This is a genomic window from Geodermatophilus sp. SYSU D00779 (genome assembly GCF_054050595.1).
In genome coordinates this window covers 1-13681 of sequence record NZ_JBJGZQ010000055.1, presented here as the reverse complement: position 1 = coordinate 13681, position 13681 = coordinate 1, and the positions used below count along the sequence as shown (strand labels likewise).

The window sequence follows — 13681 nt, the reverse complement described above, 5'->3', positions numbered from 1 at the left end:
CGCCCTCCCGCCCCCCACCGCCGGGTCGCCCAAGCCCCCCCCCCGCCCCCCCCCCCCCCCCCCCCCCCCCCCCCCCCCCCCCCCCCCCCCCCCCCCCCCCCCCCCCCCCCCCCCCCCTCCGGGCGCCGAGGTGCTCAGCCCTGCGGGCGCCGACGCGCTCAGTCCTCGGGCAGCCGCACCGGCGCGAGCTCGTCGAACAGGTCGCCCGGGCCGGGGTTGTCCGGGTGGCTGCGCCCTCCGAGGTGGTGGACGACGCCCCACACCGCGTTGAGCGCCGTCTGCACCGCACCCTCGGCCCAGCCGGCGGTCCAGGAGATGTCGTCGCCGGCGAGGAACAGGCCGCGGTACTGCTCGGGCAGCTCGTCCTGCTTGAAGTGGGTGAACAGCCGCCGCTGGTAGCGGTAGTGACCGGGCAGGTTGGCCTTGAACGCGCCCATGAAGTCGCGCTCGGACTCCCACGACACGGTCACCGGCGAGGCGATGACGTGCCGGCGCAGGTCGACGTCGGGGTAGATCTCGCGCAGCGACGCCAGCATGACCTCCATGCGCTCGGTCGCCGACAGCGGCAGCCACTTCAGCGAGTCGTCGGCCCAGGTGTAGCTCAGGCAGATCAGCCCGGGCCTGCCCTCGCCCTGGTCGAGCAGGTACGTGCCCCGGGTCATCCGGTCCGACAGCGTCATGCTCATGCGGTGCCGGCCGGTCCGCGGGTCGACGTCCTTCCAGAACGGCCGGTCGACCAGGCAGAACAGCTTGGTCGAGCCCATGTAGTGGGTGCGCTCGATCGCCGTCCAGTGGTCGATCGGGAACAGGCTCTCGTCGCACACGATGCGGGAGAGCAGGTTCCAGCTCTGCGCGGTGAACACCGCCGCCCTGTAGGTCCGGATGCCGCCGGCCTCGTCGGTGACGGTCAGGCAGTTGGGGGCGGTCCGGTGCAGCCGGGTCACCCCGGGCAGCGGCCGCCCGCCCGCGTGCAGCGACGCCAGGCTCGTGCCGGCCGGCCAGTGCACCGGCGCCTCGACCTCCCGGCGCCACAGCCCGACCGGGATCTGCTGGGAGCCGCCCACGATCGACAGGTGGTCGTCGTCGGCGGCGGTGTAGACCACCCGCAGGATCTCGAGCATCGAGTTCGGGTAGTCGGTGTCCCAGCCGCCGGTGCCGAAGCCGACCTGGCCGAACACCTCGCGGTGCCGGAAGGAGCGGAACGCGGGCGACGCGGCGAGGAACCCGTAGAAGGTCGTGTCGTCGAGCTGCTCGACCAGGTCGTCCCAGATCGCCTTGATCGTCTTGACGTCGCGGTCGCGGATCGCCTGCTGCATCTCCTCCAGGCGGGCGCCCTGCACGAGCGTCTCGTGCCAGGCGTCGGCGACCTCGCGGTAGAGCGGCGGCAGGTCGTCGAGGGTGCGCGCGTAGTGCGTCTCGCCCTTGAGGTCGACCACGGTGCTGGGGGTGGCGACGTCGAGCGGGTTGGGGAAGCGCGTCGTCCGCAGGCCGAGGTCGCGCACGTAGGAGAAGAGGGCCGTCGACGACGGCGGGAACCGCATCGCGCCCATCTCGGCCACCACGCCGGGGTGGCCCTCGAACGGCGTCGAGCGCAGCCGGCCGCCGATCTCGTGGGCCTCGTAGACGACGGGCTTCAGGCCCAGCCTCAGCAGCTCGTAGGCGGTGACGATGCCCGACAGGCCGCCGCCGATGACGGCGACCTCGGTGCCGTGCTGGGACCCGGGCACCTCGCCGAGCCCGGCCGGGTGGGCCAGCCAGTCGTCGTAGGCGAAGGGGAAGTCCGGGCCGAACATCGTCAGCGGCCGGGCCGGGCGCTCCTCGCCCGGCTCGTGGGCGGCGACGGGGATGGCGGAGGTCATGCGGGGGTCTCCGTGGGGTAGAGCTCGGGACGGCGGTCGGCCAGGTGGGTGTTCACCCGGCGGGAGGCGGTGAGGACGGCGGGGTCGACGTCGGCGAGCAGCAGCTCCTCGCCCCGGCCGGCCCGCGCCAGCTCGGTGCCGTCGGGGGCGACCACGCAGCTGGCGCCGCAGTAGACGAACTCCCCCTCGGCACCCGTGCGGTTGGCGTAGGCGACGAACAGCTGGCTCTCGTAGGCGCGGGCCGGCACGAGCACCGTGCCGACGTGGCCGTAGGGGTCCATCAACCCGGTGGGGACGACGAGCAGCTCGGTGCCCGCGAGGGCGTGCGCGCGCACCGCCTCGGGGAACTCGACGTCGTAGCAGACCAGGATGCCGACGGTGAGGTCGTCGAGCCGGAACTGCACGACCCCGACGTCCCCGGGCACGAAGGCGTCGCGGTCGACGTCGCCGTACAGGTGCGCCTTGGCGTAGCCGGCCAGCAGGCTGCCGTCGCGGTCGACGACCACCACGGTGTTGGCCACGCCGGCCGGCGTGCGCACCGGCAGCCCGACCGCGATCGCCAGGCCGTGCTCGGCGGCGATCGCGGCCACCCGGTCGGTGAGCGGGCCGGGCACCGGCTCGGCCAGCTCCGCGACCCGCTGGGCGCCGATGGCGTAACCGGTCAGCGACATCTCCGGCGTCACCAGCAGCCGGGCCCCGGCCTCGGCCGCCCGGCGGGCGGCGTCGGCGACCGCGGCCAGGCCGGCGTCGGGATCCGGCGTCTCGGCCGGCCCCTGCAGCAGTGCGATGCGCACGGTCCCCCCTCGTGGTCAGGCGCCGGCCGGCGGGGTCCGCAGCGCCGAGTGGCGGTACCCGTAGCCGACGTAGACGGCCAGCCCCACCAGCATCCACGCGAGGAACACCAGCCAGGTCGCCGTCCCCAGGCCGACCACCAGCAGGACGCAGAACAGCACGCCGAGCACCGGGGTCAGCGGGTACAGCGGGGTCCGGAAGGTGCGCGGCAGGTCCGGCCGCGTGCGGCGGAGCAGGATGACGCCGACGTTGACCAGCGCGAAGGCGAACAGCGTGCCGATGCTCGTGGCGTTGGCCAGCTCGCCCAGCGGGACCAGGCCCGCGAGCAGCGCGATGAGGACGCTGACGATGACGGTGTTGGCCACCGGGATCCGGCGGCGGGCGCTGACCCTGGAGAACACCGGCGGCACCAGGCCGTCGCGGGACATCGCGTAGAGGATGCGGGTCTGCCCGTAGAGGACGGTCAGGACGACGCTGGCGATCGCGATGACGGCGCCGATCGAGAGCAGCACCGCCGTCCAGGTCTGCCCGGTCGCGATGCTGAGGACGTCGGCCAGCGCGGCCTCCGAACCGCTGATCTGCGGCCACGGCACCGCGCCGACGGCGGCCAGCGCCACCAGGACGTAGACGACGGTGACCACGGCCAGCGACAGCACGATGGCGCGCGGGAGGTCGCGGCGGGCGTCGCGGGCCTCGTCGCCGGCGGTCGAGGCGGCGTCGAAGCCGATGTAGGAGAAGAAGGCCTGCGAGGCCGCGGCGGTGACACCGGCGAGGCCCATGGGGACGAACGGCGCCAGGTTGCCGGCGCGGAAGGCGGTGAAGGCGACCGCGCAGAAGAACAGCAGGACGCCGACCTTGAGCACGACCATCGCGGTGTTGACCTTCGCGCTCTCGCTGGTGCCCCGCAGCAGCAACACCATCGCGAGCAGGACGACGACCACGGCGGGGACGTTCACCACGCCGCCGTCGCCGGGCGGCGCGGACAGCGCCTCGGGCAGCACGGCGCCGACCGTCCCGGCGGCGAGGTCGTCGATGTAGGCGCCCCAGCCGACCGCGACGGCGGCCACCGAGACCCCGTACTCGAGCATCAGGCACCAGCCGCAGACCCAGGCGACGAGCTCGCCCATGGTGGCGTAGGTGTAGGAGTACGACGACCCCGAGACCGGGATGCTGCCGGCCAGCTCGGCGTAGGACAGCGCGCTGAACAGCGCGGTCACCGCGGCGAGCACGAAGCCGAGCACGACGGCCGGGCCGGCCAGCGGCACCGCCTCGCCGAGGATGACGAAGATGCCGGTGCCGAGGGTGGCGCCGATGCTCAGCGCGGTGAGCTGGAGCAGACCCATGGAGCGGCGCAGCCCGGAGCCCCCCGTCTCCTGGTGCTGGGCGACGATCGCGTCGACCGGCTTGAGCCGGAAGAGCTGGCTGCGGACCGGGGCCGCGCGGCCCGGGTCGGCGCTGACTGTGCTCACGGGTGCTCCTCTGCGGCTGGTGCTGTGGTCTGGATCGCAGAGAGCATCACCACAGGTTGACCTGCTGTCAACCAGCGTTTCCTAGATCGGCTCCCGCCCGATCGGCAGGGCGGGAGCGAAGACCCACAGCACCCGGGTGGCCCCGTCCCTCCGCAGCGAGCGGAAGCCGTGCTCGGTGCCGGGCGAGAAGGTGAACGCGTCGCCGCGGCCCAGCGTCGTGACGTCGCCGCCGACGGTCACCTCGAGGTCGCCCTCGAGGACGAAGACGAACTCGACCTCGGCCGGCAGCGCGTAGGTCTCCTCGCCGCTCCCGCCACCCGGGGCGATCTCGGACAGGATGGCCTGCAGCCGCCGCTCCCCCGAGGGCGTGAGCAGGAACTCGGTCAGCCCCTGCCCGCCGAAGGCGATGGGCGGGTAGCTGCCGGCCCGGACGGCCTCGCCACCGGGCGCGGCCTCGAAGAGGCTGCCCGGCGAGATCTCCAGCGCGGCGCACACCCGCACCAGCGCGGCCACCGAGGCGCTGGCCTGGTCGCGCTCCAGCTTGCTGAGGAACCCCTTGGTCAGCCCGCTGGCCTCGGCCACGTCGGTGAGCGTCAGCCGGCGCGCCTGCCGGGCCGCCTTGAGCCGCCCGCCGATGCGCGGCGGGCCCGCGTCGGTCACTGCTGCCTCCATCGCCACCTCCCGGTCCTCCGCGGACCCTAGTTGCCGAGCGGGCGTTGACAAATGGGAAACACGAGTTGACAGTGACGGGCGACCCGGACGGGGGATCGGCGGCGCCGGTCCCGCACACCCCAGGAGACCCCGTGGAAGACCAGACCCCGATCGGCCCCGTCGACGCCACGCGGGTCCCCCGCTACGCCGGGCCGGCCACGTTCGCCCGGCTGCCCCGGACCGACGAGGTCTCCCGCGCCGACGTCGCCGTCCTCGGGGTGCCGTTCGACTCCGGGGTCAGCTACCGGCCCGGCGCCCGCTTCGGCCCCGGGCACGTGCGGGCGGGCTCCAAGCTGCTGCGGCCCTACAACCCGGCGCTCGACGCCACCCCGTTCGGCACCCAGCAGGTGGCCGACGCCGGCGACATCGGCGTCAACCCGTTCGACCTCGGCGAGGCGATCGAGACCATCGACCGCGAGGTGACCGCGCTGCGCTCCGACGGCGCCCAGCTGCTCACCATCGGCGGCGACCACACCATCGCGCTGCCGATCCTGCGCTCGCTGGCGCGTGACCACGGGCCGGTCGCCGTCCTGCACTTCGACGCCCACCTCGACACGTGGGACACCTACTTCGGCGCCCCCTACACGCACGGCACGCCGTTCCGCCGCGCCAGCGAGGAGGGGCTGATCGACCTGGAGCGCTCGCTGCACATGGGCATCCGCGGCCCGCTGTACAGCAAGCAGGACCTCGAGGACGACGCCGTGCTCGGCTTCCAGGTGATCCGCTCCGACGACTACGAGGTCGACGGCGTGCGCAGCATCGTGGAGCGGATGCGCAGCCGGCTGACCGGCGGCCCGGTGTACGTGTCGGTCGACATCGACGTCCTCGACCCGGCCCACGCGCCGGGCACGGGGACGCCGGAGGCCGGCGGGCTGACCAGCCGCGAGCTGCTCAACACGCTGCGCGGGCTGGTCGGGCTCGACGTCGTCGGCGCCGACATCGTCGAGGTGTCCCCGCCCTACGACCACGCCGAGCTCACCGCCGTCGCCGCGGCCCACGTGGGCTACGAGCTGCTGTCGGTCCTGGCGCTCAACCGCGCCGGCAGCTGAGCCGGGGCCTCAGAGCCCGGCGTCGGACGACGTCGGGCCCTGCGGTCCGCGGGTGCCCCAGGCGTAGGTCTGCTTGGCCAGGCCCAGGTAGAGGTGCGTCTCGGTGGACTCCACGCCCTCCACCGCGCGGATGCGGGCGACGACGTCGAGCAGCTGGTCGTCGTCCTCGCAGACGACCTCCACCAGCAGGTCGACCGTGCCCGCGGTGATGACGACGTAGTCGACCTCGGTGAACGCGGCGAGGCGCTCGGCAGCCGTGCGGGCGTCGCCGCTGGTGCGCACCCCGACCATCGCCTGCCGCGAGAAGCCGACCTGCAGCGGGTCGGTGACGCCGACGATCTGCATGACGCCGGCGTCGAGCAGCCGCTGCACGCGCTGCCGGACGGCGGCCTCCGACAGCCCGACCGCCGCGGCGATGCGCGCGTAGGGACGGCGGCCGTCCTCCTGCAGCTGCTCGATGATCGCCCGCGAGACGTCGTCCAGCACGAACTGCCGTCGGATGGTCACCGGTCCCCTCCCGCCTCGGTCACGACAGACCCGGCGGCTCCGGGCCCGTCGATGGTAACGACGCCCCCAGAGCCGGGTGCGGGCCTCACCGGGCGGCCGGCCGGCTCGACGGGACCTGCAGCGCGAGCCAGAGGTCGACCCGGTCCGGGGTGCTGTCCAGCCTCCGGCCGGTCAGCTGCTCGACCCGGGCCAGACGGTGGCGCAGCGTGTTCACGTGCACGTGCAACCGGTCGGCGGTCTCCTGCCACCGGCCGCCGGTCTCCAGGAACGCCCGGAGCGTGGTGCACAGGCCCGACTCGTGGCGCCGGTCGTGGTCCTCCAGCCGACCCAGCAGCGTCTGCCGGAAGTCCTCGACGTCGCTGCTGTCCTGCAGTGCGAGGAGGTGGGCGGCCCGGCCTCGCAGCTCGTCGGACAGCACCGTGCTCCCACCGCGCCGTTGCGCCAGCTCGGCGGACTGCTGCGCCTGGACGACGGCGCGCCGCAGGGTCGTCACGCCGTCGGGCGAGGTGCTCACGCCGGCTCCGGCGGCGCGCACCCGCCGGGCCAGCGCCGTGGCGACGGCCAGTGGTCCGTCGGCCTCCGGTACCGCGGCGCCGGGCAGGATGGCGAACAGCTCGGCCCCCCGCAGGGCGAGGACCGCGTCGGCGCCGGCGTCCTCACGCCAGCTCTCGGCCTGGGTCAGCGCCTCCTCGCCGTCGGCCACCCGGCACACCACCACGACCAGCGGCCGGTCCGGGTCCAGCCGGTAGGTCGCCAGCCGCGCGGCCGCCAGCTCGTCCTGCCGGCTGAGCACCAGCGACACCACCTCGCCGGAGAGGCGGCGCTCGGTCTCCCGCACGGCCCGCTCGCGGGTCAGCACCAGGCCGATGATCGGTGCGGCGGCGTCGGTGCGAGCCCGGACGAGCAGGTCGTCGCCGTCGACCGGGACGGCGAGCAGCGCAGCCCGGCGGCGGCCGGCCACCACCGGCCGCACCCGCCAGGTGCCGTGACCCGGCACGTCCACGTCCCGCGGCTCCTCCGTCCCGGCGGCCGCCGCGGCGAGGGCCTGGCCCGCCTCCGCGTCAGGAGGCGTACGGGCCCAGGCCATGGCGCCGCCGTCGCCATCGGTGATCCACACCTCCCGTCCGGTCGTCCGTGCCAGCACCCGCGCGACCGCGCCCAGCGCCGCCCGCGTCGGCTCCTCCTCCGCAGCCGCCAGCAGGTCGGTGGTGAGCCGCAGCGTCCCGCGGAGCACCGCCTCGCTCTCCCGCGTCAGCCGGTCGACGAACCACTGGGAGATGGCGAGGAAGGGCGTCTGCACGCCGACCGCGAACAGCGGCACCCCCTGCTCCCGGCACGCGCGCACGAGGGCCGGCGGCACGCGTTTGTCGGCGTCCAGCAGCCCGTAACCGAGCCCCGCCGCGCGGCGGCGGGCGAGAGCGCGGACGAAGTCCCCGGCGGAGGCCCCGCGCCGCCGCCAGACCCCGGCGGTGAGCAGCAGCTCCTCCCCGACGAGGTAGGGCGAGGGGTCGGCCAGCTCGGTGACGTGCACCCAGCGGATGGGGCGGTCCAGGTCCCCGTCGACGAGCATCTCGACGCTGAACCCGGGGACGTCGAGGAGGTCGCGGAGGCTGCTGGACATTGTCGGAATCTACAACGCGTTCGGGTGAGGTTGGGAGGTTCGTCCGAAGCTTGCGGCCCTGTGGCCTGCGACCCTCTCCCGTGGACCATCCGGCGCCGGCCGGCGCCCGCAGTGGAGGACGCGATGAGCGAGACAGCAGGAAGCCCGGAGCGCGGCCGGATCGAGGTGCGGTCGATCGACTACGTGCCCCGCGCGGAACGGCACGGCAAGGTGTGGCACCAGGGGCCGTTCTGGTTCGCCGGCAACTTCGTGCTCGTGACCATGGTGACCGGCTTCATCGGCGTCTCCCTGGGGCTGTCCCTGGGCTGGACCCTGCTGGCCATCGTGCTCGGCGTCGGGTTCGGCACCTTCTTCATGGCCTTCCACGCCAACCAGGGCCCCCGGATGGGCCTGCCGCAGATGATCCAGTCGCGCGCGCAGTTCGGCACCCGTGGCGCGGTGCTGCCCTTCGCCGCGACGGTCTTCGTCTACGTCGGCTTCATCGTCTTCGACCTGATCCTGGCCACCCAGGCGCTGCAACTGGTGCTGCCCGGCGGCCCGGGGTTCTGGTACCCGGCGCTGGCCCTGCTCAGCATCGCGATCGCCGTCGTCGGCCACGACCTGCTGCACTTCGTGCAGCGCTGGCTGACCTACGTCCTGCTCGTCGCCTTCGGCGTCTTCACCGTCTGGGCCGTCGTCCACCTCGGCGACGCTCGTCAGCCGGTGGAGACCGGCTGGACGCTCACCGGCTTCCTCACCATGTTCTCCCTCGCTGCGGGCTACCAGATCAGCTACTCCGTCTACGTCTCCGACTACTCCCGTTACCTGCCGGCCGACACCCCCTCGGGGAAGGTGATCGGCTGGACCTACCTGGGTGCGGCCGGGTCGGCGATCTGGCTCATGGGACTGGGGGCGCTGCTGGCCGACCGGCTCGAGGCGCCCGACGCCATCGGCAGCCTGGTGGCGGTGGGCAACGAGCTGTTCCCCCACTTCGGGACGGCGCTGGTGCTGGTCTCCGTCCCGGCGCTGATCGGGATCATGTCGGTCAACGCGTACGGCGCCATGCTCACCAGCGCCAGCGCGGTCGACGGCTTCCGCCGGATCTCCCCCGGGCTGCGGACCCGCGTCACCGGGATCGTCGTCGTGATGCTCCTGGCCGTCGTCATCGCCCTGGTGCTCCCCGAGGACTACCTCGGCAGCTTCAACACCTTCGTCCTGCTGATGCTCTACTTCCTGATCCCGTGGACGGCGGTCAACCTCGTGGACTTCTACTTCGTCCGCCGGGGCCACTATGCGATCACCGAGATCTTCAAGCCGCGGGGCATCTACGGGACCTGGCCCGCCCGGGGGCTCATCTCCTACCTGGCCGGCGTCCTCGCGATGGTGCCGTTCGTCGTCACCACCGCATACACCGGCCCGGCCGCCGAGGCCCTGGGCGGGGTCGACGTGTCCTTCGTCGTGGGCCTGGTCGTGGCCGGCGGCCTGTACCTGCTGCTCAGCCGCGACCTCGACACCGCGGCGGAGGAGCAGGCCCGGGCCCGCAGCGAGGAGGAGCTCGAGTCGCTGGTACGGCAGGGCCTGGCGCGTCCCTCCGACGGCACGGACGCGCTGGCATGAGCGCTCCACGGACGGCGGCCTCCCGCGTGCGGGTCGCCGTCGTCCAGCAGCCGCCCGCGGTGCTCGACCTCGCGGCCGGGGTCGACCGGGCGACCGCCGCCATCGCGGACGCCGCGGCCGACGACGCGCAGCTGGTGGTCTTCCCCGAGACCTGGCTGACCGGCTACCCGGCGTGGGTCTTCGGCCTGGCCGGCTGGGACGACGCGGAGGCGCGACAGTGGTACGGGCGGCTGCTCGCCCAGTGCCCCGCCGTCGACGGGCCGGAGCTGGACCCGCTGCGCGAGGCGGCCCGTCGGCACGGCGTGCTGGTGGCCATGGGCCTGGACGAGCGGACCGGCGCGGCCGGCGGGTCGCTGTTCAACACGCTGCTCTACATCGGCCGCGACGGTGCCACCCTGGGCGTCCACCGCAAGCTGGTCCCGACCCACACCGAGCGGATCGTGTGGTCACCGGCCCCGGACGCGTCCGGCCTGCAGGTCCACGACACCGAGGTCGGCCGCGTCGGCGGTCTGGTCTGCTGGGAGCACTGGCAACCGGTCATCCGCCAAGCGCTGCACGCGCAGCACGAACAGGTCCACCTGGCGCTGTGGCCCGACATGACCGAGATGCACGCCCTGGCGGCACGGACGTACGCCTTCGAGGGCCGCTGCTTCGTCGTCTCCGCCGCGCAGTACCTGCGGGCCGACGACGTGCCCGACGACCTCCGGGATGCCTACCGGCTGGGCGTCGGCCCGGACACCCCCGCCACCGGCACCTGGTTCCCCGGCGGCAGCGCCGTGGCCGGCCCGGACGGCTCGTGGGTCGCCGAGCCACTGCACGAGCCCGGAACCGTGCACGCCGAACTCGACCTGGAGCTGACGACGGCCTTCAAGCACGACCTGGACGTGGCGGGCCACTCCAGCCGGGCGGACCTGTTCACCCTCACCGTCGACCGGCGTCCCCGGGCGGCCGTCTCCTGGCGCGACGCCGACGTCCGCACGCAACCGACCGGGGCCGGCTGACCGGGACACCAGCCCCTGGCCGGCCGCCCCCGGTCAGCCGCCGCTCTCAGCCGATCGTCCGCACCAGCCGGCGCAGCTCCGCCACCACCACGCACGCCCGGCCCAGGACGTCGTCGCGGGCGGCCCCGGCCTGCCGGCGGACGGCGGTGAAGCGGGCCAGCGCCGCGGCGTGCCGGCCGGCGAAGGCGTCCGCGTCGCCGTCGGCGTCCCGCAGCAGCGCCGCCACGAGGGCCCACCGCAGCTGGTCCACCTCCTCCCGCAGGGCCGCACGGGCGGCGACGGCCCAGTGCGAGATGCCGGCCTCCTCCGCGGTCCAGGCGTGCACCCGCGGGAGCGCCAGCAGCTGCTCGACGGCGGCATCGGCCTCGACCACCCGGCCGATGCCGACCCCAGCGGTGCGGGCCACCCCGGCCAGGTCGACGAGGTCGGCCTGGCACCCGAGGACGGCGACCCGTGCGGCGAGCTCCGGGGTCGCGCCCGCTGCGGTCAGCTCGGCCTGCAGCGTGCGGGCCCGGTCGCCCGCGGCACCCGGCCGGGCCAGCCAGGCGGCCGGCTCGAGCTGGGCGACGACCGCGGCCAGCGCCGGTGCCGCCGCGGTCAGCGCCGCCGGGTCGGGGTGGGCCGCCAGCAGCCGGTCGGCCGTGCGCTCGGTGGCCGCCTGCAGCTCGGGCAGCGCCAGCCGCTCCACGGCCAGCGGCACCCCCTCACCGACCAGGCCGTCCACCTGCGCCCACACCGGGCCGAGGTCGAGCACCCGGGTGGCCACCGTGTAGGCGCGGGCCGCCACCGGGGTGGGGACGCCGTGGCGCTCCTCCAGCCGCAGCAGGAAGCCCGGGCCCACCCGGTTGACCAGGTCGTTGGCCAGCTGGGTGGCGGTGATCTCCCGGGCCAGCGGGTGGCGGGCCACCCGGTCGGGCCAGCGCTCGCGCACCGCCCGCGGGAAGTAGGCGGCCAGCACCCCGGCCACCGACGGGTCGTCGGCCAGGTCGCTGGCCAGCAGCTCCTCGCGCACCAGGTTCTTGGAGTGCGCGAGCAGCACCGCGGCCTCGGGCCGGGTGAGCCCGGCCCCGGCCTGGCGCAGCCGCTCGACCTCCGCCTCCGACGGCAGCCCCTCGAGGTCGCGGTCCAGGCCGTGCCGCTCGAGGTCCCCGATCAGCTGGGCGTGCCGGTCGAGCAGGAACGGCGCCTGGGCCGCGCACACCGACAGCGCCCGGGCCTGCAGCGCGTTGTCGGCGAGCACCGCCGCGGCCACCTCGTCCTCGACCGAGCGCAGCACCGCGTCCCGCTCGGCGCGCGGCACCCCGGCCAGCAGGACCTTGAGGTTGACCTCGCGGTCGGAGGTGTCGACGCCGGCGGAGTTGTCGATGAAGTCGGTGTTCAGCGCCACCCCGGCCCGCGCCGCGGCGATGCGGGCGCGCTGGGTCAGGCCCAGGTTGCCGCCCTCCCCCACCACCCGGCAGCGCAGCTCGTCGGCGGTCACGCGGACGGCGTCGTTGGCGCGGTCGCCGACCTGCGCGTCGGTCTCGTCGGCCGCGCGGACGTAGGTGCCGATGCCGCCGTTCCACAGCAGGTCGACCGGCGCGCGCAGCACCGCCCGCACCAGCTCGGCCGGCGAGAGCTCCTCGGCGTCCACGCCCAGCCGGGCGCGCACCTGCGGGGAGAGCGGCACGGACTTGGCGTCGCGGCGGTGCACCCCGCCGCCCGCGGACAGGGCGCTGCGGTCGTAGTCGTCCCACGAGGAGCCCGGCAGCGCGAACAGCCGGCGGCGCTCGGCCGCGGACCGCACGGGGTCGGGGTCCGGGTCGAGGAAGACGTGCCGGTGGTCGAAGGCCGCCACCAGCCGCAGCTCGTCGGACAGCAGCATCCCGTTGCCGAAGACGTCGCCGGACATGTCGCCGACGCCGACCGCCGTCAGCGGCCCGTCGGGGTCCACGCCCAGCTCGCGCAGGTGCCGGCGCACCGACACCCAGGCGCCGCGGGCGGTGATGCCCATGGCCTTGTGGTCGTAGCCGCTCGAGCCGCCGGAGGCGAACGCGTCACCCAGCCAGAAGCCGCGGCGCTCGGACACCTGGTTGGCCAGGTCGGAGAAGGTCGCCGTCCCCTTGTCGGCGGCGACCACCAGGTAGGGGTCGTCGCCGTCGTGGACGACGGTGCGCGGCGGGTGCACGACCCGGTCGCCGTCCCGGTCGTCGGTGACGTCGAGCAGCGCGCCGACGAAGGTGCGGTAGGCCGCGGCCACGCGCTGCTGCACGGCCGCGCGGTCCAGGCCGCGCAGGCCCTCCCGGACGACGAACGCGCCCTTGGCGCCGGCCGGCACGATCACCGCGTTCTTGACCATCTGCGCCTTGACCAGGCCGAGCACCTCGGTGCGGAAGTCCTCCGGCCGCTCCGACCAGCGCAGCCCGCCGCGGGCGACGCGGGCGCCGCGCAGGTGCAGCCCCTCCATCGACGGCGAGCACACGAAGGTCTCGACCTCCGGCCGCGGCCGGGGCAGCAGGTCCAGCTCCGCGGAGGCGATCTTCAGCGCCAGCGCCGGGCGGGGCGCCCCCGTGGCGTCGACCTGGTAGCGGTTGGTGCGCACCACGGCGGCCAGCACGTCGCGCAGGCCGCGCAGGATGCGGTCCTGGTCCAGGCTCGTCGTGCGGGTGAGCAGCTCGGCGAGGTGGTCGGCGGCCGACGCCGCGGCCGCGGGGTCGGCCGCGTCGGGGTCGTGCCGGGCGGCGAAGTGCGCCAGCAGCGCGCGGGCGAACTCCGGCGCGGCGAGCACCGTCTCCTCGACGTAGCCGCGGGACAGACCCAGCCCGACCTGGGCGAGGTAGCGGCAGGCGGCGCGGAGGACGGCGACGTCCGGGACCGGCAGGCCGGCGCCGACGGTCAGCCGGGAGAGGCCGTCGAGCTCGGTCTCCCCCGCCCAGGCCGCGGCCAGGGCCTGCTCCAGGCGGGGCAGTGCCGTGGCCGCCGCCGTGCCGGGCGGCAGCAGGAGCTCCAGCCGGGGGGGGGGGGGGGGGGGGGGGGGGGGGCGGGGGGGGGGGGGGGGGCGCGCCGCCCCCCCGCCCGGGCCCCCCGCCCGGCGCCG

Annotated in this window: 10 protein-coding genes; 3 read left to right on the top strand and 7 right to left on the bottom strand. The window is 75.1% G+C overall.

The features are described 5' to 3' along the window. Positions 1-158 precede the first annotated feature (158 nt). The 4 genes from ACI79G_RS24530 to ACI79G_RS24515 all read right to left on the bottom strand — a co-directional run bounded on the left by ACI79G_RS24530 (position 159) and on the right by ACI79G_RS24515 (position 4792). Complete coding sequence (locus tag ACI79G_RS24530) at positions 159-1859, bottom strand: flavin monoamine oxidase family protein (protein ID WP_456883645.1); 1701 nt, start codon at positions 1857-1859, stop codon at positions 159-161. Beyond that, a complete protein-coding gene (locus tag ACI79G_RS24525) occupies positions 1856-2653 on the bottom strand; it encodes a carbon-nitrogen hydrolase family protein (RefSeq protein ID WP_456883644.1) in 798 nt (265 codons plus the stop codon). Before ACI79G_RS24525 ends, ACI79G_RS24530 begins: the two co-directional genes overlap by 4 nt. A gap of 15 nt (positions 2654-2668) precedes the next feature. Next, positions 2669-4120: an amino acid permease gene (locus ACI79G_RS24520; RefSeq protein WP_456883643.1), complete on the bottom strand. Its 1452-nt coding sequence runs from the start codon at positions 4118-4120 to the stop codon at positions 2669-2671. An 81-nt stretch (positions 4121-4201) separates the two neighbouring features. Further along, entirely contained in the window at positions 4202-4792 is a 591-nt protein-coding gene (locus tag ACI79G_RS24515; protein ID WP_456883642.1) for a helix-turn-helix domain-containing protein, read from the bottom strand. Between the two features lie 131 nt (positions 4793-4923). On the opposite strand from ACI79G_RS24515, the gene speB reads away from it, so the two are divergent. Further along, the gene (speB, locus tag ACI79G_RS24510; RefSeq protein ID WP_456883641.1) at positions 4924-5880 is read left to right on the top strand and encodes an agmatinase; all 957 of its coding nucleotides are present in this window, start codon (positions 4924-4926) and stop codon (positions 5878-5880) included. Positions 5881-5889: 9 nt separating this feature from the next. Here the strand turns inward: speB and ACI79G_RS24505 are convergent, their stop codons facing one another. Both ACI79G_RS24505 and ACI79G_RS24500 read right to left on the bottom strand, forming a co-directional pair. Further along, a complete protein-coding gene (locus ACI79G_RS24505) occupies positions 5890-6387 on the bottom strand; it encodes an Lrp/AsnC family transcriptional regulator (RefSeq protein ID WP_456883640.1) in 498 nt (165 codons plus the stop codon). A gap of 85 nt (positions 6388-6472) precedes the next feature. Next, positions 6473-8008: a PucR family transcriptional regulator ligand-binding domain-containing protein gene (locus tag ACI79G_RS24500; RefSeq protein ID WP_456883639.1), complete on the bottom strand. Its 1536-nt coding sequence runs from the start codon at positions 8006-8008 to the stop codon at positions 6473-6475. A 123-nt stretch (positions 8009-8131) separates the two neighbouring features. On the opposite strand from ACI79G_RS24500, the gene ACI79G_RS24495 reads away from it, so the two are divergent. Continuing rightward, positions 8132-9604: a purine-cytosine permease family protein gene (locus ACI79G_RS24495; protein WP_456883638.1), complete on the top strand. Its 1473-nt coding sequence runs from the start codon at positions 8132-8134 to the stop codon at positions 9602-9604. Further along, positions 9601-10605, top strand: a complete 1005-nt coding sequence (locus ACI79G_RS24490) for a carbon-nitrogen hydrolase family protein (protein WP_456883637.1) — start codon at positions 9601-9603, stop codon at positions 10603-10605. Before ACI79G_RS24495 ends, ACI79G_RS24490 begins: the two co-directional genes overlap by 4 nt. A gap of 46 nt (positions 10606-10651) precedes the next feature. On the opposite strand, the gene ACI79G_RS24485 is transcribed toward ACI79G_RS24490, so the two are convergent. After that, positions 10652-13531: an NAD-glutamate dehydrogenase domain-containing protein gene (locus ACI79G_RS24485; protein WP_456883646.1), complete on the bottom strand. Its 2880-nt coding sequence runs from the start codon at positions 13529-13531 to the stop codon at positions 10652-10654. Between the last annotated feature and the right edge of the window lie 150 nt (positions 13532-13681).

Bases quoted from the DNA above. Each gene is read 5' to 3' on its own strand.
- ACI79G_RS24530 (WP_456883645.1), bottom strand. From the start codon at position 1,859: ATGACCTCCGCCATCCCCGTCGCCGCCCACGAGCCGGGCGAGGAGCGC.
- ACI79G_RS24515 (WP_456883642.1), bottom strand. From the start codon at position 4,792: ATGGAGGCAGCAGTGACCGACGCGGGCCCGCCGCGCATCGGCGGGCGG.
- ACI79G_RS24500 (WP_456883639.1), bottom strand. From the start codon at position 8,008: ATGTCCAGCAGCCTCCGCGACCTCCTCGACGTCCCCGGGTTCAGCGTC.
- ACI79G_RS24495 (WP_456883638.1), top strand. From the start codon at position 8,132: ATGAGCGAGACAGCAGGAAGCCCGGAGCGCGGCCGGATCGAGGTGCGG.
- ACI79G_RS24490 (WP_456883637.1), top strand. From the start codon at position 9,601: ATGAGCGCTCCACGGACGGCGGCCTCCCGCGTGCGGGTCGCCGTCGTC.